Annotated in this window: 15 protein-coding genes; 7 read left to right on the top strand and 8 right to left on the bottom strand. The window is 69.2% G+C overall.

Going from position 1 to position 22,104, the window contains the following annotated elements:
- Window positions 1-130 precede the first annotated feature (130 nt).
- Genes recC through recD form a run of 3 tightly spaced genes read left to right on the top strand, consistent with a single transcriptional unit; the run spans window position 131 to window position 8,456 of the window.
- Window positions 131-3,433 carry an exodeoxyribonuclease V subunit gamma gene (gene recC, locus A5678_RS19545; RefSeq protein ID WP_068045419.1) on the top strand — a complete coding sequence of 1,101 codons (3,303 nt, stop codon included), beginning with the start codon at window positions 131-133 and terminating at the stop codon, window positions 3,431-3,433.
- Window positions 3,433-6,732: an exodeoxyribonuclease V subunit beta gene (gene recB, locus A5678_RS19540; RefSeq protein ID WP_068045618.1), complete on the top strand. Its 3,300-nt coding sequence runs from the start codon at window positions 3,433-3,435 to the stop codon at window positions 6,730-6,732. Before recC ends, recB begins: the two co-directional genes overlap by 1 nt.
- A gap of 11 nt (window positions 6,733-6,743) precedes the next feature.
- A complete protein-coding gene (gene recD, locus A5678_RS19535; protein WP_068045621.1) occupies window positions 6,744-8,456 on the top strand; it encodes an exodeoxyribonuclease V subunit alpha in 1,713 nt (570 codons plus the stop codon).
- Here the strand turns inward: recD and A5678_RS19530 are convergent.
- Window positions 8,453-9,013 (bottom strand): phospholipase D-like domain-containing protein, encoded by a 561-nt coding sequence (locus A5678_RS19530; protein WP_068045415.1) that lies wholly within the window; start codon window positions 9,011-9,013, stop codon window positions 8,453-8,455. The genes recD and A5678_RS19530 overlap by 4 nt on opposite strands.
- Window positions 9,014-9,025: 12 nt before the next feature.
- Window positions 9,026-10,144 carry a DUF2235 domain-containing protein gene (locus A5678_RS19525; RefSeq protein WP_068045413.1) on the bottom strand — a complete coding sequence of 373 codons (1,119 nt, stop codon included), beginning with the start codon at window positions 10,142-10,144 and terminating at the stop codon, window positions 9,026-9,028.
- Window positions 10,145-10,276: 132 nt separating this feature from the next.
- Here A5678_RS19525 and A5678_RS19520 point away from each other — a divergent pair, with 132 nt between their 5' ends.
- Complete coding sequence (locus A5678_RS19520; protein WP_068045410.1) at window positions 10,277-10,999, top strand: TVP38/TMEM64 family protein; 723 nt, start codon at window positions 10,277-10,279, stop codon at window positions 10,997-10,999.
- Here the strand turns inward: A5678_RS19520 and A5678_RS19515 are convergent.
- Window positions 10,996-11,943 (bottom strand): class I SAM-dependent methyltransferase, encoded by a 948-nt coding sequence (locus A5678_RS19515; protein ID WP_068045407.1) that lies wholly within the window; start codon window positions 11,941-11,943, stop codon window positions 10,996-10,998. The two genes, A5678_RS19520 and A5678_RS19515, sit on opposite strands and share 4 nt — an antisense overlap.
- 158 nt (window positions 11,944-12,101) lie before the next feature.
- Between A5678_RS19515 and A5678_RS19510 the strand changes: the two genes are divergently transcribed.
- Window positions 12,102-14,480, top strand: a complete 2,379-nt coding sequence (locus tag A5678_RS19510; protein WP_068045404.1) for a lysylphosphatidylglycerol synthase transmembrane domain-containing protein — start codon at window positions 12,102-12,104, stop codon at window positions 14,478-14,480.
- Window positions 14,481-14,497: 17 nt separating this feature from the next.
- Here A5678_RS19510 and A5678_RS19505 read toward each other — a convergent pair whose 3' ends face one another.
- Window positions 14,498-17,128 (bottom strand): GH92 family glycosyl hydrolase, encoded by a 2,631-nt coding sequence (locus A5678_RS19505; RefSeq protein ID WP_068045401.1) that lies wholly within the window; start codon window positions 17,126-17,128, stop codon window positions 14,498-14,500.
- A 12-nt stretch (window positions 17,129-17,140) separates the two neighbouring features.
- Here A5678_RS19505 and A5678_RS19500 point away from each other — a divergent pair, with 12 nt between their 5' ends.
- Both A5678_RS19500 and A5678_RS19495 read left to right on the top strand, forming a co-directional pair.
- Window positions 17,141-17,461: an LpqN/LpqT family lipoprotein gene (locus A5678_RS19500; protein WP_255396928.1), complete on the top strand. Its 321-nt coding sequence runs from the start codon at window positions 17,141-17,143 to the stop codon at window positions 17,459-17,461.
- Between the two features lie 90 nt (window positions 17,462-17,551).
- The gene (locus tag A5678_RS19495; RefSeq protein ID WP_068045398.1) at window positions 17,552-18,037 is read left to right on the top strand and encodes a hypothetical protein; all 486 of its coding nucleotides are present in this window, start codon (window positions 17,552-17,554) and stop codon (window positions 18,035-18,037) included.
- A gap of 2 nt (window positions 18,038-18,039) precedes the next feature.
- On the opposite strand, the gene A5678_RS19490 is transcribed toward A5678_RS19495, so the two are convergent.
- The 4 genes from A5678_RS19490 to galT form a co-directional block, all read right to left on the bottom strand.
- A complete protein-coding gene (locus A5678_RS19490) occupies window positions 18,040-18,717 on the bottom strand; it encodes a PAS and ANTAR domain-containing protein (RefSeq protein WP_068045396.1) in 678 nt (225 codons plus the stop codon).
- 417 nt (window positions 18,718-19,134) lie between these two features.
- Entirely contained in the window at window positions 19,135-19,854 is a 720-nt protein-coding gene (locus tag A5678_RS19480; RefSeq protein WP_068045390.1) for a Mut7-C RNAse domain-containing protein, read from the bottom strand.
- Window positions 19,851-20,942 (bottom strand): galactokinase, encoded by a 1,092-nt coding sequence (locus A5678_RS19475; protein ID WP_068045386.1) that lies wholly within the window; start codon window positions 20,940-20,942, stop codon window positions 19,851-19,853. Before A5678_RS19475 ends, A5678_RS19480 begins: the two co-directional genes overlap by 4 nt.
- A complete protein-coding gene (gene galT, locus A5678_RS19470; protein ID WP_231983719.1) occupies window positions 20,939-22,018 on the bottom strand; it encodes a galactose-1-phosphate uridylyltransferase in 1,080 nt (359 codons plus the stop codon). Before galT ends, A5678_RS19475 begins: the two co-directional genes overlap by 4 nt.
- Window positions 22,019-22,104: the final 86 nt, after the last annotated feature.

The raw sequence follows: 22,104 nt of genomic DNA, 5'->3' as shown, positions 1-22,104 counted from the left end.
ACAGGCGCAGGGCCTTTCGTCGCTATCGCGGCGGGCGGTGTGTCACCACGCCCCCTGATGGCCCAGGTACCGGACCCCGATGGCCGTCCTGCCTCCCGGTGTCGGTGTCGGGGTCTATCGTTGCACCGCAATGGCGCTTCATCTCCACCGTGCCGAACGCACCGATCTCCTTGCCGACGGCCTCGGCGCCCTGCTGGCAAACCCGCAGACCGACCCGTTCGCCGAGGAACTGGTGCTGGTACCCGCGCGCGGCGTGGAGCGCTGGCTCAGCCAGCGGCTCTCGCATGTGCTCGGTCGTGCCCGGGGCGATGACGGGGTGTGCGCCGGGGTGGTGTTCCGTAGCCCCGGCTCCCTGATCGCCGAACTCACCGGCACCGCGGACGAGGATCCTTGGTCGCCGGACGCGATGGCCTGGCCGTTGCTGCGGGTGATCGACCGCTCGCTCGATCAGCCGTGGTGCCGCACCCTGGCAAGGCATCTGGGCCACTTCGCGCCGACGGGGGCGGAGGCCGAGCTGCGCCGCGGCCGGCGCTACTCGGTGGCCCGCCGGCTGGCCGGTTTGTTCGCCTCCTATGCCAGGCAACGCCCGCACCTGCTGGCCGATTGGCTGGCGGGCGATCCGGGTGACCTCGACCCCGACCTGGCCTGGCAACCGGAGCTCTGGCGGGAGTTGGTGGCCGCCGTGGCCGCCGACCCCCCGCACATCCGGCAGCAGAAGACCCTCGCCAAGCTGCGTGCAGGCGGGGCCGACCTGCCGGCGCGGCTGTCGCTGTTCGGACACACCCGGCTGGCGTGCACCGACGTGGAGCTGCTGGACGCGTTGTCCGCCCATCACGAGCTGCACCTATGGCTGCCGCATCCCAGCGACCAACTGTGGCGCGCGCTGGCCGGCGCCCGCGGCGCGATCCCTCGCCGCCTGGACACCAGCCATCGCACCGTGGGCCATCCGCTGCTGGCCACGCTCGGGCGCGACCTGCGCGAGCTGCAACGCGGCCTGCCCGCCGATCCGCGGACCGACGAATATCTCCCCGCGCCGGAACGCCCCGGCACGCTGCTCGGCTGGCTGCAGTCCGACATCGCCGCGAATGCCGTTCGGCCGCAAGGGCGTAACCTCGCCGCCGACGACCGCTCCGTGCAGATACACAATTGTCACGGCTCGGCGCGCCAGGTCGATGTGCTGCGCGAGGTGCTGCTCGGCCTGCTGCAGGACGACCCTACGTTGGAGCCGCGCGACATCCTGGTGATGTGCCCGGACATCGAGACGTACGCGCCGCTGATCGTCGCCGATTTCGGGTTGGGCGACATGGTGCACGGCGCGCATCCCGCGCACCGGTTGCGGGTGCGGCTCGCGGACCGCTCGCCGCTCCAGACCAATCCGCTACTCGGTGTGGCCTCGCGGTTGCTGGCACTGGCCGGCGGCCGGGTGACAGCCAGCGAGGTGCTCGACTTCGCCGAGGTGCCGCCCGTGCGCGCCCGCTTCGATTTCACCGACGACAACCTCGAGGCCATCGCCCGCTGGGTCCGCCAGGCGAACATCCGGTGGGGGTTCGACCAGGAGCATCGGCGGCCGTACCACGTCGACTTCGTGCACAACACCTGGCGTTTCGGCATCGACCGGGTGCTGGCCGGCGTCGCGATGTCCGACGACTCGCACGCCTGGCTCGACGCGACACTGCCCCTCGACGACGTCAGCAGCAACCGCGTCGAATTGGCCGGCCAGTTAGCCGAATTCGTGGACCGGCTGCAACGCGCGGTCGACTCATTGACGGGCGCGCGGCCGCTGCGCGACTGGCTTTCCGCGCTGGCCGGCGGCATCGAGCTGCTGACGCGCATCGACGACTCGGACCGGTGGCAGACCAGTCAGATGCACCGGGAGTTCGCTTCGACGCTGGCTGACGCCGGGCCGCACGCCGACACGATGCTGCGGCTGCCCGACATCCGCGCACTGCTCGAGGGGCGCCTCGCCGGACGCCCGACGCGGGCCAACTTCCGCAGCGGCACGCTGACGGTCTGCACCATGGTCCCGATGCGCTCGGTGCCACACCGGGTGGTGTGCCTGGTGGGCCTCGACGACGGCGTGTTCCCCCGGCTCGGTGTCGTCGACGGCGACGACGCGCTGGCCCGCGACCCGATGACCGGCGAACGGGACATCCGCTCGGAGGACCGGCAATTGCTGCTCGACGCCATCGGCGCGGCCACCGAGAAGCTGGTGATCACCTACACCGGCGCCAACGAGTACTCGGGTCAGCCGCGCCCGCCCGCGGTGCCGCTGGCCGAGCTCCTCGACACCCTGGACATGACCGCCTCGAGCGAGCGGGCCGGCAAGGTTCGCGAGCGCATCGTCGTCGAGCATCCGTTGCAGCCCTTCGACGTTCGCAACGTCATCCCGGGAAAGCTGGTGCCGAAAGTTGCCTTCAGCTTCGACCCCACCGTGGTGCGGGCGGCGCGGGCCGCCACGGGCGAGCGCGCCGAAGCGCCCAGGTTCATCTCGGGACCGCTGCCGCCACCGCCGGCCGACGACGTGATCCTCGCCGACCTCGTCAGCTTCTTCAAGGACCCGGTCAAGGGCTTCTTCCGCGCCCTGGAGTTCACGCTGCCGCGGGATGTCGACGGTGTGCAGGACGCCATGCCCGTCGACCTCGACGGCCTCGAGGAGTGGACGGTCGGCGACCGGATGCTGAGCGACATTCTGCGCGGGTGGACGCCGGACGACGCCCGGCAGGCCGAGTGGCGGCGGGGCACGCTGCCACCGGGCCAACTGGGATGGCGCAGGGCAACCGAGATCCGGGATCAGGCGGCCCTGCTGGCGGCCGCGGCGCAGCAACACCGCCGGGCCGACACCCGGGCCTACGACGTCGACATCGATCTCGGCTCCGGGCGGCGGCTGACCGGCACGGTGGCACCGGTGTACGGCGAGCGGCTGGTGTCGGTGACCTACTCCAAGCTGGACGGCAAGCATCTGCTCGAGTCATGGATTCCGTTGCTGGCGTTGATCGCTCACGACCCCGGCCGGGACTGGTCGGCGGTGTGCATCGGCCGCCTCAAGAGGGGCACCACCCCGCGGGTGGAGGGGCTCGGGCGGCCTCACGAGGACGCCTCGGCGGTGCTGCGTGAGCTGGTGGCCGTCTACGACGCGGGGCGCCGGGAGCCGATCCCGTTGCCCATCAAGACATCCTATGCCTGGGCCGCCGCCCGGCACTGCGGCGACGATCCGCTGCGCGAGGCGCAATACCGGTGGAAATCCAGCGACCGGTATCCCGCGGAAGACTCCGCACCCGCCCACGTGCGCGCGTGGGGCAAGAACGCTCGGCTGACCGACCTGATGGGGCCGCCGCGCGCGGGTGAAGAGCACGACGGCGAAGACACCCGGTTGGGCGCGTACGCCGCCCGGGTCTGGCTGCCGATGCTGCGTGCCGAAAGGAAACCGACATGATCGAGCGGTTCGACCTGCTCGGGCCGCTGCCCGCCGATCGGTCCACCACCGTGCTGCAGGCCAGCGCCGGCACCGGGAAGACGTTCGCGCTGGCCGGGCTGGTCACCCGCTACGTCGCCGAGGGCGCGGCGACGCTGGACCAGATGTTGCTCATCACGTTCGGCCGGGCCGCCAGCCAGGAGCTGCGGGAGCGCGTGCGCGGCCAAATGGTCGAAGCGGTGGCCGCTTTCGATGACGGCGCCGGCACCAATGAATTGGTGGCGTACCTGCTCGACGGCACCGAGGACCAGCGAGCGGTGCGCAAGCAGCGCCTCCGCGACGGGCTGGCCCGCTTCGATGCGGCGACGATCGCCACCACGCACCAGTTCTGCCAGCTGGTGTTGAAGTCGCTCGGCGTGGCCGGCGACACCGCCGCGAACGTCACGCTGCTGGAGAGCCTCGACGATCTGATCGTCCAGATCGTCGACGACCTCTACCTTGCGCACTTCGGGCAAGAGCGCGAAGATCCGGCGCTGGGCTACCGTGAGGCGCTGCGCCTTGCGCGCGAGGTCGTCAGGAATCCCTCGACGCAGCTGCGGCCGCTCGACCCCGAGCCCGGTTCGCGGGCCGCCGTCTGCGTAACGTTCGCGAAAGACGTTCTCGCGGAACTCGATACGCGCAAGCGGCGCATGGGCGTCCTCGACTACGACGACCTGCTGAGCCGGCTCGCCGATGCGCTGGCGACCGACGACTCCCCCGCGCGGGTGCGCATGCATCACCGCTGGCCGATCGTCATGGTCGACGAGTTCCAGGACACCGACCCGGTGCAATGGCAGGTGATCGACCGCGCGTTCAGCGGGCGTTCGACCGTGATCCTCATCGGTGATCCCAAGCAAGCCATCTACGCGTTTCGCGGCGGCGACATCGTGACGTATCTGCGGGCGGCGAAGACGGCCGGTGAGAAGAAGACGCTGGCCGTCAACTGGCGCAGCGATGCGGCGCTCATCGACCGCCTGCAAGTGGTGCTGCGTGGCGCTCAACTCGGCGACCCCGCGATCGTGGTGGACGACGTCGACGCCTACCACCGGGGTCACCGGCTCTCCGGCGCCCCGCACAATGACCCGTTCCGGTTGCGGGTGGTGCAACGAGAAACCCTGGGACGCCGCGGGATTCAGAACCTGCCCATCGACGAGCTGCGCGCGCACATCGGCGCCGACCTGGCCGCCGATGTCCGCGCCTTGCTGGCGGCCGGCGCGAAGTTCGCCGGCAGGCCGCTGCAGGCCCGCGACATCGCCGTGATCGTGGAGAAGCACAAGGACGCCGCCGCCTGCTTCAAGGCGCTGTGTGACGCGGGCGTACCCGCGGTGTACACCGGCGACTCCGACGTGTTCTCCTCGGATGCCGCCGAAGACTGGCTCTGCCTCCTGGAGGCGTTCGACCAACCGCACCGGCCCGGCATGGTGCGTGCCGCGGCGGCGACGATGTTCTTCGGCGAGACGGCGGAGTCGCTGGCGGCCGGCGGTGACGCGCTGACCGACCGGGTCGCGGAAACGTTGCGGGAGTGGGCCGGTCACGCCCGCGAACGCGGCGTCGCGGCCATCTTCGAGGCCGCACAGCTTTCGGGCATGGGCGGCCGCGTGCTGTCCGCCCACGGCGGCGAACGCCAGATGACCGACCTGGCGCACATCGCGCAGTTGTTGCAGGAGGTCGCGCATCGGGAGCGCTCAAGCCTGCCCGCGCTCCGCGATTGGCTGCGCAGGCAACGGGACGAACGCGTCGGCGCGCCGGAACGCAACCGGCGGCTGGACAGTGACGCGGCGGCCGTGCAGGTCATGACGGTCTTCGTGAGCAAGGGCCTGCAATACCCGATCGTGTATCTGCCGTTCGCGTTCAACCGCAATGCCCAGGACCGCGATGTGGTGCTGTTCCACGACGAGGGCGTGCGCTGTCTGCACATCGGCGGCAAGGAGAGTCCGGACTTCAAGGCCGTCGAGAAGCTGGGCCGCAAGGAGGACGCCAGCGACGACAGCCGGCTGACCTATGTCGCGCTGACCCGCGCCCAAGCGCAGGTCGTGGCGTGGTGGTCACCGGCGTTCGACGAGCCCAACGGCGGACTGTCCCGGCTGCTGCGTGGCCGCCGACCGGGAGAGGCCTTCGTCCCCGACCGATGCGAACCGGCGAAGATCTCCGACGACGACGCGATGGCCCGATTGCGCGAGTGGGAGGCGGCGGGCGGTCCGGTGATCGAGCGGTCGGTGGTGGCCGCGGCGCCGTCCGTGCCGCCCGAGCCGGTGCCGCCCGACCTGGACAGCCGCCACTTTCATCGCGGCATCGACACGGGGTGGCGGCGCACCTCGTACTCCGGTCTGATCCGGGTGACTGAAACGTTCGGGTCCGTAGGGGTGAGCAGCGAGCCGGAGGTCACCGAACTGGACGACGAAGCCGGTGATATTCCGTTGGCCCAGGGCGCATCCGGGCCGGAAGTGCCGTCGCCGATGGCCGACCTGCCGGTGGGCGCCAAGTTCGGAACGCTGGTGCACGCCGTGCTGGAGACGACCGACCCGTTGGCCGCTGATCTGGCCGCCGAGCTGGAGTCGAACATCCGCGGCCACTCGGTGTGGTGGCCGGTCGACGTGGCCCCGGACGTGCTGGCGTCGGCCATGGTGCCGATGCACGATACACCGTTGGGTCCGTTGGTCGGCGACGTGACCCTGCGCCGGATGGGACTGCGGGATCGGTTGCGCGAGTTGGACTTCGAGTTCCCGCTGGCCGGCGGCGATCTGCGCTCGGCCGCGCCCGAGATCCGGCTGGCGGATATGGGGGCGCTGCTGCGCGCGCACCTGCCGGCCGACGACGCGCTGGCGTCGTATGCCGATCGGTTGATCAGCCGCCCCCTCGGTGACCAACCGCTGCGCGGCTACCTCACCGGCTCCGTCGACGCCGTGTTGCGGGTGCCCGACGGCGCGACGCACCGTTATCTGGTGGTCGACTACAAGACCAACTGGCTCGGCGATCCGGACCGGCCGCTGACGTCCGCCGATTACGACCGGCCCCGGCTGGCCGAGGCGATGCTGCACTCCGATTATCCGCTGCAGGCGCTGCTGTACAGCGTTGTGCTGCACCGGTTCCTGCGGTGGCGGCTGCCGGACTACGATCCGGCCCGACACCTTGGCGGCATCCTCTATCTGTTCGTGCGCGGGATGTGCGGCGCGGGCACGCCCGTGGTCGACGGACACCCGTCGGGGGTGTTCAGCTGGCGGCCGCCGCCGTCATTGGTAGCCGAGCTGTCGGACCTGCTCGACGGGAGGGCTGCCGCGTGACGTTGGAGGCGATGGCCGCCGAGGGCTTGCTCCGGACCTACACCGGGGCCGGCGTGTTCGAGGCCGCCGATGTCCATGTGGCGCAGCGTCTTACGGCGCTCGCGGGCGAGTCCGACGAGCGGGTGGCGCTGGCGGTCGCGCTGGTGGTGCGCGCGCTGCGGGGCGGTTCGGTGTGCGTCGACCTCCACGCCGTGGCCGCGCAGGTCGGCGACGCGGGGCTGCACTGGCCCGACGCCGACGAGTGGGTGGCCGCCGTGCGGGCCAGTCCGCTGCTCGGCTCGCCGCCGGTGCTGCGGATGTTCGGGGGGCTGGTGTACCTGGACCGGTACTGGCTCGAGGAGGAGCAGGTGTGCGACGACCTGCTCGCGCTCTCCGTTCCCCGGGCAAGGGGCGATGTGCCCGCCCTCGAGCGGCTCTTCCCACCCGGATATGACGAGCAACGTGCGGCCGCCGAAATCGCGGTCTCGCAGGCGGTTACGGTGCTGACGGGCGGACCGGGCACCGGCAAGACCACCACGGTGGCGCGGCTCCTGGCCCTGCTGGCCGGGCAGGCCGAGCTTGGCGGTCTCCCGCGGCCCCGGATCGCGCTGGCCGCGCCGACCGGCAAGGCGGCGGCGCGGCTCGCCGAGGCGGTGGCCGCCGAGGTGCAGAGGCTGGACGCGGCGGATCGGGCGCGGCTGGTGGGCTTGCCGGCCACGACGCTGCATCGGCTGTTGGGTTCGCGGCCGGATACGTCGGTGCGGTTCAAGCACAATCGTGCCAACCGGCTGCCGCACGATGTCATCGTCGTCGACGAGACGTCGATGGTGTCGTTGACGATGATGGCCCGCCTGCTGGAGGCGGTGCGGCCCGATACGCGGCTGATCCTGGTGGGCGACCCCGATCAGCTTGCCTCGGTGGAAGCCGGTGCGGTGCTGGCCGACCTGGTGGACGGGCTCTCTGTCCGCGACGACGTGCGGGTCGCGGCGCTGCGCACACCGCATCGATTCGGCGAGTCGATCGGTGCGCTGGCCGAAGCGATCCGGATCGGCGACGCCGACCGTGTGATGGGGTTGCTGCGGGCCGGCGGCGACCACGTCGAGTGGCTCGACGCCGACGGGTCGACCGACCGCCTGCGCGCGGTCCTGGTTCCGCACGCGCTGCGCGTGCGGGAGGCCGCGGTGCTCGGCGCGACCGGGGTGGCGTTGGCGACGCTCGACGAGCACCGGCTGTTGTGCGCGCACCGGCACGGGCCGTACGGGGTGTCGCACTGGAACCGGCAGGTGCAGCGCTGGCTCTCGGAGGAGACGGGTCAGCCGCCATCTTCGGCGTGGTACGCCGGTCGGCCAGTCTTGGTGACCGCCAACGACTATGGGCTCAAGGTTTACAACGGCGACACCGGGGTGGTCGTGGTCGGCAGCGACGGGCTGCGGGCCGTCATTGCCGGCGCCACCGGGACCCTGAACTTCGCGACCAGCCGGCTCACCGACGTCGAAACCATGCACGCCATGACGATCCACAAGAGCCAGGGCAGCCAGGCCGACGAGGTGACGGTGCTGATGCCGCCCGAGGATTCGCGGCTGCTGACCCGCGAATTGTTCTACACGGCCGTGACGCGGGCGAAGGGCAAGGTCCGGGTGGCGGGTTGCGAGGCTTCGGTGCGCGCGGCCATCGAGCGTCGCGCCGTGCGGGCGACCGGACTGGCGCAGCGGCTGCGCTCGTCAGGTGGGCGCGGCGTCGCCTAGTGGGCGCTGCCGGATTGCGTCTTCGCCGCCATCTGCTTGAGCATGCCGTCGTGGATGATGTCGATCCGTGAGCGGGCTTCCGCGCACACGTACGGGTCCCGGATCACGGTGAGTTGGTTGTCCTGCTTGGATTCTCCGCCGCTGGACCAGTTGGTCGAGCCGGTGATGACGTCGACGCCGTCGATGATCACCATTTTCAAGTGCATGATCGCCGATTTCTCACTGTGACCGATGGCGATGCTGTTACCGGTCTTGTCGTTGAGCCACGGGGCCAGCAGAGCGCGCTCGGACTTCCCCGCGGCTTGGGTGGAGTCGAGACTCATTTGTACATAGATCTTTTCGTCGTTCAGCGAGGACTGCAGCACCGAATTCAGTTCGGGGTCATCGTAGCCATACATCGCGACCACGATGCTCTTGTCGGCCGACGTCAACAAGTCCTTCAGCGCCTCGTGCACACGGTCGACCGGACTGTAGAACGTTCGCGTGTTGTCGGGATAGCCGGGCGGAAACGGCGCGGCTTTGTATTGGTCGAGAGTGGTCAGCGAACTGAGTGCCATGGCGCTTCTCCTTCACAACGCGGGGGACGTCCAGTCGGTCGGTTCGGCGCTGAGCCGCTGCGCTTCGTCGGTCAGATTCGTCAGGTAGCCCGGGTTGTCACGTCGGCGCACGAGCACGCTCGGATGCACCAGCCCGTCGGGCCCCATCGGCCGGCGCCGACGGCCGACCAGGTACCAGAGTTTGCCGTTATTGTGGATCGGCGCGTCCGCGAAGTCTTCGGTCACCGTGCACTGCTGCCGGTAGGCCGCCGCGTTGATCGCCAGTTCACCGACGATCCCGTCGGTGACCCACTTCAACGCGATCGTGGCAAGCCGGTGATCGGGCATGAACGTACCGCCGACATCGGCGTGCACGCCGGCGAACCAGCGTTCGGAAAGCCCCTGCGGATGGCGCTCGACGAGGTACTCCCGGTAGGGGCGGCGACGTTCGTCGATCGAGACGGCGTGGCGAATGCGCGCCACATTGGGCAGCGAGCGAGTGTAGGGCCACCGCAGGTTACCGAACCGCAGGAAGCCGGCCGCCTTCACGGTGTCCCACAAGCCGAGATACGCCACCGGCACCGCGTGGTGCCACACCTGATTCGGGCTGTTTTGCCGCACAGTCGAAAACAGCGGCTCGCCCTCGGTACGCCAGCAGAACGCGCGGGCGAACTCGGCCCAGTGGGCGTACTCGTCCTCAGTGAAATACCGATTGATGGCGTACTTTTCGACCGCATACGGCAGCAGGTTCTCCGAGCCGGGCCGCATCAATCCCGGCCGCAGCAGCATGCCGGCCAACGCACGCGCGGTGTAGGCGCCGCGGCTGAATCCGAAGATATAGAGCGCATCGCCCGGACGCCAATGCTGCATCACGTAGCGGTAGGCTTGGGCTACATTGCCTTTCAGCCCCGCGCCGAACGCCTGCTCGAACAGTAAGTCCTTGGTGCGGGACAACCAAGAATGCGCCGATGCCGGCGCCAGCGTGCCGACACCGGGGTCATAGTAGGCGAGCTGGCCGGCCGGATCGTCCTTCTCCAACATCTCGAACAGCTTGGCGACATTGGTGAGATTCCCGGCCCCGATCTGGTTGGCGGTGCCGTCGAGGCAGACGACAATCCGCTTGCCCCGCGGTGGCTCAGGGTGCTCGGACATCGAGGAAGGCCTCTCACAGGTATGCAATTCCCTGATGGGTAGCACTCTACGGCGGCCGCACGTGCGCCGTGACGCCTTTCCGCCGATGCCGAGTGGGCCGAACCGGGCCGGTGCGGGAGAATCGCGGACAGCATGGACGACAGCGACGATTCCGCGCCGGAATCCGGACCCACTTCCCGACGAACACACATCGTGCGGCTCGCCGTGTTCGTCATATTCCTTCTGGTGCTGTTCTATCTGGTGGCCGTCGCGCGCGTCATCAACGTCGAGGAGGTGCGGCGCGTCGTATCGGCGACGGGTCCGGCAGCGCCGGCGACCTACGTCGCCGTGTCCGCCTTCCTGGGCGCGTTGTTCGTGCCAGGCTCGATTCTGGCCGCGGCCAGCGGCCTGCTGTTCGGTCCGGTGCTCGGTGTCTTCGTGACGCTGGGCGCGACCGTGGGTACCGCGGTCGTCGCGAGCCTCATCGGCCGCCGGGCCGGCCGGGACAGCGCGCGTGCGCTGCTGGGTCCGAAACGGACCGACCGCATGGATGCCTTGATCGAACGCCGCGGGCTGTGGGCGGTCGTCGGTCAGCGCTTCGTCCCGGGCATCTCCGATGCGCTCGCTTCCTATGCGTTTGGCGCGTTCGGAGTTCCCTTGTGGCAGATGGCCGTTGGCGCGTTCGTCGGGTCGGTCCCGCGAGCGTTCGTCTACACCGCGCTGGGCGCCTCAATCGGGAACCGGTCGTCGCCGTTGGCGTACGCGGCGATCGCGGTCTGGTGCGTCACCGCCATCGTCGGCGCGTTCGCCGCGCGGCGCGGATACCGGCATTGGCGCGCCGGCCGTCGCGAGGACTCGGAGGCGGACGGCCGCTAGTCGGCCGCCCGCTCGGCCGACACGAACAGGTTTCCCGGCACGGCATCCTCGACCTCATTGGGCGCCGCGCGGTCGTAGCCGGCCATCAGCTTGTCGGACGGGGTGACAGTCACGCTCCAGCCGTGGCGACGAAACCAGTCACCGACGTCCTCGCGCTCCTCGAAGTACCACAGCTCGTCGGTCCTCGGCACCTCGCGGTCCGGGTCCACCCGCGCCATCAGCGCGCGGACCCGGTCCATCCGGGCGCGGCGCTTCGCGCGGAACTCCGGGTCGAGGAACTTCGGCCCCAGCGCTTCCACGGCTACCCGGCTGCCGGGGGCGGTCAGCCCGTGCACGCGGTCGAACAGCAACTCCTGGGCGGCGGCCGGCAAGTAGGGCATCAGCCCCTCAGCCGACCACACGCTCGGCGCAGAGGGGTCGAACCCGGCCCGCCGCAACGCCGCCGGCCAGTCGTGGCGAAGGTCGACCGGGACGGCGATCCGGTGGCACGCGGGCTGGGCCCCGTGTTCGGCCAGCGTCGACAATTTGAAGTCCAGCACGCGGGGCTGGTCCAACTCGTAGACCGTCGTGCCATCCGGCCAGGACAGCCGCCACGCCCGCGCGTCCAGGCCCGCGGCCAGGATCACCGCCTGTCGGATGCCGGCCCGCGTCGCGGCGAGGAAGAACTCGTCGAAAAACGCTGTCCGCGAGGCCATGTAGCCGACCATCGCCTGCATCTGCAGCGGCAGTTCGGGTTCGGCCTCGACGAGTTCGTCCGGTAGCTGCGGTGCCGAGTGCCAGTTCCACACGCCGTCGCCTGCGGCGTCGAGAAAGACCTGCGCGAAGGGATCCCGGATCAGGGGATTCTCGCTTCGCGTCTCGGCCGCGCGGGCGGACGCCACGCCCAGCGCCGTCGCCCCGACGCTCTCGGTGATCTCCCAGCTGTCGTTGTCCGTTCTCCCCACGCTCCGCCCTCCGATTCGCTAGCTCACCTACCTACACGACCCTACGCGCGCCACGTGGGTGGGAGCTGTCGCGCAAGCGGATATGGGCGTTAAGTTGTCGGCGAGCCGCCGAGCAGATTGACCAGCGGCGCCGAACGGATCCGAAGGATCGTTACAACATGCGAGTCGACGGGCGCGAGGTCAGCGTTTCCGGCAGCTTGCTGCAGCCGTTGACCCGGCGCACCAACGACATTCTGCGGCTGGCCGCGAGCGCCACCTTCCTCGCGATGGTGATCACCAGTTCGCTGATCACCCGGCCGCAGTGGGACGCGCTGGAAAAGTCCATCTCGCAGATCGTCGGCGTGCTCTCCCCCCGACAGTCCGATCTCGTGTACCTCGCGTACGGCTTGGCGATCCTGGCCCTGCCGTTCATGATCTTGATCGGCCTGATCGTCGGCCGGCAATGGAAACTGCTCGGGGCGTATGCGGCCGCCGCGCTGCTCGCGGCGCTGCCGTTGTCGGTGGGCGGCAACGGGTTTTCGGCGCCCCGCTGGCACTTCGACCTCTCCGAACACCTGCAGACCGTGTTGGGGCAGTTCCTCGACGACCCCCGCTGGATCGGGATGCTGGCGGCGGTGCTGACCGTCTCGGGTCCGTGGCTGCCCGCGCGCTGGCGGCATTGGTGGTGGGCGCTGCTGCTGGCCTTCGTGCCGATCCACCTGGTGGTCAGCGCGATCGTGCCGGCCCGCGCGCTGGTGGGCCTGGCGGTCGGCTGGCTCGTCGGCTCGCTGGTGGTCCTCGTGGTCGGCACCCCCGCGCTCGAGGTGCCCCTGGAGGCGGCCGTGCGCGCGATGGCCAGGCGCGGATTCGTCGTCTCGCGGCTCACCGTGGTCCGGCCCGCCGGTCGCGGTCCGCTCGTCCTTTCGGCCGGATGCGATGAACCCGACCGCACAGCGGTCATCGAGCTGTACGGCCCGCATCAGCGCAGCGGCGGCACGCTGCGCCAACTGTGGATCAAGCTGCGGCTGCGCGACACCGAGACCGCGCCCCTGGTGACCTCCATGCGCCGCGCCGTCGAGCACCGGGCGCTGATGACTATCGCCATCGGGGAGGTGAACCTGGCCAACACCTCGACGATCGCCGTCGCCACCCTCGATCGCGGCTGGATCCTCTACTCGCACAAGCCACCTGATGGTCTGCCGCTCGGTCGATGCGCACAGTCCACGCCCGTAGACAAGGTGTGGCAGGCGCTGCGGTTCCTCAATGACCAGCAGATCGCGCATGGCGACCTGCGGGCCAACGAAATCACCGTCCACGACGGCGCCGTGCTCTTCGGCGGCTTCCACAGCGCCGAATACGGCGCCACGGAAGCCCAACTCCAATCCGACATCGCCCAGCTGCTGGTGACGACCTCGGCCCTGTATGACCCCAAATCCGCGGTGGCCGCCGCGATCGAGGCTTTCGATCGGGACACCATCCTGGGCGCGTCGCGACGATTGACGAAAGTCGCCGTGCCGCGGCCCATTCGCAGGTCGATCTCGGATGCGGGCGCCGTAATCTCGGCCGCCCGCGCGGAGGTGAAGCGGCAGACCGGGGCCGACCAGATCAAACCCGAAACCATCACCCGGTTCACCCGCAGCCAGATCATCCAGCTGGTGCTCTTCGGGGCGCTGATCTACGTCGCGTACCCGTTCATCAGCACCGCGCCCACGTTCTTCTCCCAACTCAGAACCGCGAACTGGTGGTGGGCGCTGCTGGGCCTGGCGGTGTCGGCGCTCACCTACGTCGGGGCGGCCGCGGCGCTGTGGGCGTCCGCCGACGAGACGGTGAACTTCTGGAAGCTGTCAATCGCGCAGGTGGCCAACACCTTTGCCGCGACCACCACGCCGGCCGGGGTGGGCGGGCTGGCGCTGAGTACGCGATACCTGCAAAAGGGCGGCGGGCTGTCCGCCATGCGGGCCACCACGGCGGTGGCCCTGCAGCAATCCGTGCAGGTGATCATGCACCTCGTATTGCTGATCCTGTTCAGCACCGTCGCCGGCGCGTCGATGAACCTTTCCCACTTCGTCCCCACCGCCACGGTGCTCTACCTGATCGCGGGCGTGGCGCTGGGGATTGTCGGCACCTTTCTGTTCGTGCCCAAGCTGCGACGCTGGCTGGCCACCGACGTGCGCCCCAAACTCAAGGAGGTGACAACCGACCTCGTCGAGGTCGCCCGAGAGCCGCAACGACTGGGGCTCATCGTACTGGGCTGCGCGGGAACGACTCTGGGTGCGGCGCTGGCGCTGTGGACCAGCGTCGAAGCCTTCGGCGGCGGTGCTTCGTTCGTCACCGTCACCGTGGTCACCATGGTCGGCGGAACGCTGGCGTCCGCCGCGCCGACGCCCGGCGGCGTGGGGGCCGTCGAGGCGGCGCTGATCGGTGGCCTGGCCGCCTTCGGGGTGCCGGCGGCCATCGGCCTGCCGTCGGTTCTGCTGTATCGGGTGCTCACCTGCTGGCTGCCGGTGTTCGCCGGCTGGCCGGTGATGCGGTGGTTGACCAAAAACGAGATGATCTAAAAGCGTGCGCCGCCGGATCACCCAGCTCCGGGCTGCACGACCACGAGAATGGTTGACGTGCGGGCGCTTTGGCCGACCGTAGAGGTCAGATACACCAAGTAGTACTCCGGGGATACCGATCGTTCGACCTTGATGGGTACGTCGATGGTCGCCGACCCCTCGGAGGAGAACTGGCCGGTCGCGGCCGTCACGGTGATCCCGGGGTCCGAGGCGGTGCCGGTGACGGCGTAGCCGCCGGCGTCACCGATCATTCGTTGAGCGTCGAGTCTTACCGAGCCCGTGGTGCCCGACGCGATGGTGACGATGGGGCTGGGGACGTTGACAGTTACGGCCGAACTGCCCGTACCGAACGACGGCGGCGCGGACGATTCATCTGTGCCCCAAAGCCTGTCCGGATATCCGGCGAGCGAGAAGTTCAGGTCCCCACCGGTGCGAATGAACGACTCGGGCAACCACGTGCGATCGCTTGCCCGGCCGTCGACGCGCAGCCCGCTCATGTATTTGAGGTGGTGCGGTCCGGACGCGCCCGGTGCGGAGATCCGAATGGTCTTGCCGCCGGGGAGGGCGATCACGGCACGATCGAAGAGCGGTGCGGCCACGGTGAGTATCGACGTTCCCGGAATGCTCGGATAGAGGCCCAGGGCAGCCCAGACGTACCAGCTGGCCAGCGCGCCCAAGTCGTCGTTCCCCGGCTCCCCGTCGGCCGTCGGGCCGAACAACCCGCGCACCCGGTCCACCGTGCGTTGCGTCTTCCAGGGTTGACCGATGTAGTTGTACAGCCACGGCACGCCGAAGCCGGGTTCGTTGCCGGCCCACAGATAGGGCTCGTTGGGACCGACGTTGAGTTTCTTGGTGAAACCGTCGAGCCGGCCGGCCACCGCCTGGCGGCCGCCGAGCGCGGTCACCAGGCCGGCCACGTTGTGCGGCACCCACCAGATGTATTGCGCGGCGTTACCCTCGTCGAAGCCGACCTGGCCGAAGTCCGAGGGGGACACCACGAACGCCGGGCCGGCGCGGAAGAAAGTGGTCCAGCTGCGGGGCGAGATGTACCGCGTGGTCGGATTGAACAGGTTCTGCCAGTACTGCGACCGGCCCTGGAATTCGGCGGCGGTCGCCGTGTCCCCGAGCGAATCGGCGAACCGCGAGATGGCGAAGTCGTCGAGCGACCACTCGAGCGTGATGGACGCGGCGGCGATCCAGCCGTCGGTGCGGAATTCGAAGGAGAACGGCGCGTAACCGAAGCGTTGGTACGTGTCAATCCCGGGCCGCTCGACGTAACCGTTAAGCCCGACACCGCCTTTCGTCGCCGCATCCACCATGTAGCGCAGTGCCGTTCGGGTGTCGAAGTCCTCGGCCCCGAAGGCGTGCAAGTTCACGATGAGCGGCACCACGTTGTCCCCGCTCATCTCGGCGGTCGCGGCGTTGGCCAGGGCCCAGCGTGGCAGCGCTCCGCTCTGCTCGGCGTCGTTCACCAGCGATTGGGCCATGTCGCCGGCCCGATCCGGAAAAAGGAGCGCCTGCAGTGCCGCCAAACATCTGTAGGTGTCCCAGTCGGAGAAGTTGGCGTACTGCGTGTGCCCCGCGGCCACCGTGTGCACGCCGCCGTCGAATCCGATGTAACGTCCGTCCGCGTCGTTGAAGGTGTTGGGGTGCAACAGCGATCGATAGAGCGTCGTGTAGAACGTCTCCAGGTCATCGTCGTTGCGGCCGGCAACCGCGATGCGCGACAGCGAGGCGTTCCACATTTTCGACGCGGCGCCACGGACTTCGTCGAAGCTCGCAGCACCCTCCGTGGCCAGGTTGGCCCGCGCACCGTCGATGCCGACGTAGGAGATCGCGGTCCGCACCTCCAGCACCGCCCCGGCCGGGAATGCGACGTATCCGCCGCTGTACGGCGAATTCGCGCTGCGCGCGCCGGGGTAGACCGCATTGCCATCCCAGGCCCCGAACGAGGTGAAGGGTTGGCTGAACTTCATGGCGAAATAGACGGTGTAGGTGTTGTTCTTCCCGCAGAATCCTCCGCTGGTGGCCCAGCCGGTGATCGTGGTGTTGTCCTCCCCGATCTGGATGGTCGCGCGGGAGTTGCCCGCGAGCGACGCGCCCGAGCGCACGTGGAGCAGGGCGGGGCGGCCGTTGCGCGGGTAGCTGAATCGGCCGACACCCGTGCGCGTGGTGGCGGTGAGTTCGGCCTTCACCCCGGTGCCCGGAAACCGCACCGTGTAATAGCCCGGCACGCCCCGTTCGGTGTCGTCGTGGGCGATCCGCTCCCACGCATTCCAGGGTTGCACTCCGATTCCGTTGGTGGTCGGCAACATTGAGATATCGCCGAACGCGGCGCAGCCCACCGAGGCGTGGGTCATGCTGAACCCGGTGGAGCGCGGGTTGTCGTAGTTGTAGCCGGCGTAATTGCCCTCGGTGTCCGGTGAGTACTGCACCATTCCGAACGGCACGGTGGCGCCAGGGAAGTTGTTGATCTCGCCCACCGTCTCGCCGCCCGTCCCGGTGCCGACCAGCGTGGCGACGTGGTCGACCGGATTGGTCACGAATGCGGGCTCGCCGTCGTAGGCAATGGGCGGCGCCGCGGCGACGAACGCCATGAAGACGACCGACGCCGCCAGGAGCGCGACGAGGGCCCTTCGTGACCGCATACCTGTCTCTTACTGGACAACGGTGTATCGGGTGGGGTTTTCCAGACGAATTGGATAACGATTTGCGGGCCGGGCGAGGTGCAGAACCTGCCCGGATACGAGGGCAATGGTGACGGCAAGGCGTCCACGCTCGGCGGCTTCCAGGCGTGGCAGCTTGGCGGCACGTACCAGAAGGACGGCGGCACGCGCGTCATCGCGCAGAAGACGGTGGTGATCCCCAGCCAGGGCGCGGTCTTCGTGCTTCAGCTCAACGCCGAGGGCCCACAAGCCGATCAGGGCCCGTTGATGGACGCCACCAACATCATCGACGACCAGACCACCATCACCCCCTGACCGAGGAACGGGCTGGCGCCGCGGGGACCACTCCGCGGCGCCAGCACCCATCGCTAGGCCGCGGAACCCGATTGGGCTTACGGTAAGCGCATGCCAGAGCAGTCCTATGCGATCGACGCCGGGCACCCACCGTCGGCGGTGCTGCGCATCGTCAACCCGGTACTGGGGTTTCTGCTGCGCACCCCGCTGGCCGGCGCCGCCCGCAAGCAGCTCATGGTGCTGAACTTCACCGGGCGGAAGACGGGCCGGCCGTTCTCAATTCCGGTGAGCGCCCACACGATTGACAACCAGCTGTACGCACTGACCGGCGCTGGATGGAAGCAGAATTTCCGCGGCGGCGCTCCGGCGCAGGTCACCTACGACGGCAAGCAGACCGCGATGCGCGGGGAGCTCATCCGCGACCGCGCCGTCGTCTCCGACCTCTTCCTGCGCTGCGCCGAGTCCTACGGCGTTCAGCGCGCCCAGCGGATGATCGGACTGAAATTTCGCGATCAACGAATACCGACACGCGAAGAGTTCGCCGAGGCGGTCGACCGGATGCACCTCGGAGCGGTGCGCCTGACCCCGGCCGAATAGCCCTACCCGCCGCCGGACGCCCGCAGGTGCGCGGTGAGCAGACGTTGGTCGAACCGTGAGCGCGACGTGATGATTTCCTTGCCCAATTCGGAGAAGTCTTTCGCGATTTGTTCGGCGAGCACGCCCAGCTTCATGTTGCGCACCTGGGACAACGATCTGAGCAGGTTGAACGCCGCCAGCTCGTCAACGCCGTAGACCAACATCAACATTCCTTTGGTTCGGTCGATGGCGCCGCGACGCTCGGCGATCTCGGCCACCTTCGCGCTGATGTTCTCCTCGCGCTTGCGGCTGGACGTCGGCGTCACATCGACATAGAAGCCGTGGGTGCCGATGGCGTCGCCGCTGCCGTCGCAGAGTTGATCGCCCACCACCACCACTTCGTGGGTGTTGCCGCGGGTGTCGACGATGCGGTGCCTGGTGCTGAACGGCCGCCGGTTCTCAACCATGTCATTGATGGTGGCGGCCACTTCGTTGCGGTCGGCGGGATGTTTGTGGGCGATCACCAGCTCGGTCGTCGGCGTCACCGTTCCGGGTTCGTAGCCGTGCATTCGCTGCACCTGATCCGACCATTCCCAGCGCTGGCCTTCGAAGTAGAAACGAAACCAACCGGCCCGCTGCGGCGTACCGCCGGCGAGGGCCTGCTCAACCGCTGCCGTCTGCCCGTCTAGTTCCCAAGCCATGACGCATGCTCCGGGTACGACTTTGCGGCCCACTTCTTGACCGATTCTTGGAGGACAACGTCGCTTTCCTGCAGCCGAAGCTCGGACACGCGACACAGTTCGCGCGATCGGTCGAGCTGTTCGCGCGCGCGTCGCATGGAACTGGCGACCGATCGCTGCAGCGATCTAGCGGCGTCGGAGTCCGCGCCGCGGCCCGCCCCGCTGCTTCGACGGAGAGCCTCCCGCAGCACCGCCGTCCGGCGCGCCGACCGGGCGCGATGAGCCTTCTGCCGGCACGCCGACGAGCAGTAGACCGCGTCGGATCGCGCCGAGAAGCTCGTCCCGCAGACAGCGCACATCATCCCCGGCATATCCGTTACGTTACAGCTATCGGACGTGCGTTACAGCAATGACGTGAAACCGCGCGTCCCCAACACGTCAACCCAGCTGGCCGCGGAGTCTTTCGACCAGCTGGACCAACTTGGCGTAGTGCGACCCGGCCCAGTAGATCCGCCCGCATTCCGAGCACCGGCTGAACTCCTCGTAGTGCTCGCGCGTCAGCGGCTCCAACTGATCGATCACCTCGTCCTTGCTGACCCGGCTCAACGTGCCGTTGCAGCGGACGCACCGGGTGAGGGGCGCCAGCCGGTGCCCCAGGTCCAGCCGTCGCAGCACGTCGAGCGCCTGCTCCTCGGGATCGTCGGGGCGAACGAACAGGCCATGCGTGATGGCGCGGCGCTTCAACAGGCCGCGGTCACGGGTGAGCAGGATCCGGCGCTGATCGACGCTGATGTCGGCCAGGGTCTGGTCGTCGGCGGCGTTCGACCACCACACGTCCAACCCGAGCAGGCGCAGTAGCCACGCCAGCCTTCCGAGGTTGACGTCGACCACGAACCGCGGATCGCGCACCCGCCGCGGCCCGGGGTAGGCGGCGATGCGATCGCCGAAACTCGGGCGGTGGGCGAAGTCCCGGGGGGACCCGTTCACCAGGACGAGGTCGACCTCGGTGTGCGGGATGCCCATCGCCTCCAGCACGTCCTTCACGGTCTGGTGAGGCCGGAACGGGCGGCGTGCCGCCAGCCCGCGCGACTCGGCCGGCAGGAAATCATTGAGCTCGGCGTACGCCCGAACTTCGACGTAGCCGGCCGGCTCGTTCACCCACCCGGCCCCGCGCCGGCGCCGGCGCGGGTTCGGGCGATGACCGGTTGCTCGAAACCGGCGTCGCTCACCGCGCGTAGCACCGCCTCACCGACCGCGCCGGTGCGGTCCGTCGGCACCAGCGCGATCACACAGCCACCGAACCCCCCGCCTGTCATCCGCGCGCCCAAGGCGCCCGCCCGCACCGCGGTGTCCGCGATCAGGTCGATGTGTTCGGTGGTGATCTCGAAATCGTCGCGCATGGACGCGTGCGAGGCGCTGAATATCCGCCCGGCCTCGGTGTAGTCCGAATCAGCCAACGCGGCAACACAATCGAGCACGCGTTGATTCTCGCTGAGCACGTGGCGGGCCCGGCGGGCGTCGACCGGATCGCTCACCGCGGCGGCGGCGGACGGACCGCGGTCCTGGACCTCGCGCAGCGATGACACCCCGAGATCCGCGGCGGCCCGCTCGCACGACGCGCGGCGCGCGGCATAGTCGCCGCCGGCGTGGGCGTGGCGGGCGCGGGAGTCGATCAGCAGCAGCGTGACGCCGGCGGCGTCCGGGTCGAAGGCTACCGGCGCGACCGTGAGATCACGGAAATCGATCAGCAGCGCCGTCGCCGGCCGGCCGAACAGCGCGGCCAGCTGATCGAGCAAACCCGTTGGGGCGCCGACGTAGTCGTTCTCGGCGCACTGGGCGAGCCGCGCCTGCTCTTTCGCGTCGATGCGCGCCCCGGCGGCCGCCGCAATCGCCCCCAGCGCCGCGCACTCCAGCGCCGCCGACGACGACAGGCCCGACCCCATCTCGACGTCGCTGGTGATCCGCATCGCGCCGGCGGGCACCGGGTGGCCGGCCTGACGGAGCGCCCACATCACCCCGGCCACATAGGCGGCCCAGCCGGTCACGCCGCCGGGAACGGTGTCCAGCGGAATGCGCACCGGCCCGTCGGCGCGGTCGCTGGCGACGGTGATCGCGTCGCCGCGGTCGGGCGTGAACGTCACCGCCGTGCGCTGCGGCAGTGCGATCGGCAGGGCGAAGCCGAGGTTGTAGTCGGTGTGCTCCCCGATCAAGTTGATCCGCCCGGGCGCGGCGTACCGGACCGTCATCCGAGCTCCCGCAGTCGCCCCGCCACGCTTTCGGGCGTGACGTCGCTGATGAACGCGTCCATCGCCGATTCGGAGGCCGCCAGGTACTTGAGCTTGGTGGCGCTGCGCCGGATCGACATCAACTCGACGTGGAAGTAGCCGTCGGCCTGTGCGTCGGTGTCGGCGTACTGGTGCAGCGCCGAAATGTAGGGCAGCTGCGAGCCATACATCCGGTCGAACCGCCTCAACACATCGAGGTAGACCCGCGCGAATCCGGCCAGTTCGTCCTCGTCGAGTTCGATGATGTTGCGCACGAACCTGTTCGGGTAGATGTGCACCTCGACCGGCCAGCGCGCGGCGAACGGCACGAACGCGGTGAACAGGTCGTCGCGCGCGACGATGCGGCTGCCGTCGGCGACCTCGCCGGCCAGTAGGTCACCGAAGAGGTTGGTGCCGTGGCGCATTCGGTGCAGGCGCGCCTGGTCGAGCATGGTGGCGGTGCGCGGCGTCAGATAGGGGTAGCCGTAGATTTGACCGTGCGGGTGCGTCAACGTCACCCCGATCTCCTCGCCGCGGTTCTCGAAACAAAACACCTGCTCGATGCCCGGCGTGGCCATCAGGTCGCCGGTGCGGTGCCGCCACGCGTCGATGACCAGCCGGGCGTGCGCGGGTTCGAGCCCCGCGAAAGAGCCGGTGTGGTCGCTGGAAAAGCAGATCACCTCGCACCGGCCCTGCCCGGGCGCGGACACGAAGCCGTCACCGGCGGCCGTGAGCGCCGGCCCGCCGCCGGCGAGGCTGGGGAATCGATTCTCAAAGACGACCACGTCGTAGTCGGGAGCGGGCACCTCGCTAATCAGCCCGGTCGGACCCGGGCACAGCGGGCACTGGTCGGCGGGCGGCTTGTACGTGCGGTCTTGGCGCAGCGCCGCGACGATCACCCACTGCCCGGTTGTCCGGTCGAACCGGAGCTCGGTCTGTTGCCCGCCGCGCGCCGGCAGCGGCCTGCGGTCTTCGACCGGCGCCGGGCGGTGGCCGGGCAGCGCGAAGAAGAGCAGGTCACGACCGTCGGCCAGCTTCACCCGCGTCGGCGCTGTCACGATGTCGAAGACTAGCTTGTGCTTTCGGGTAACCACGATGCGTCCGGCAGGCGAGAAATGGGGTAGGGCGATAACCGTTCTCTACG

Source organism: Mycobacterium sp. E2733 (genome assembly GCF_001667585.1).
GTDB lineage: Bacteria > Actinomycetota > Actinomycetes > Mycobacteriales > Mycobacteriaceae > Mycobacterium.
Note: the sequence above shows the minus strand (reverse complement) of the source record. Positions and strands in the feature narration are given on the sequence as shown.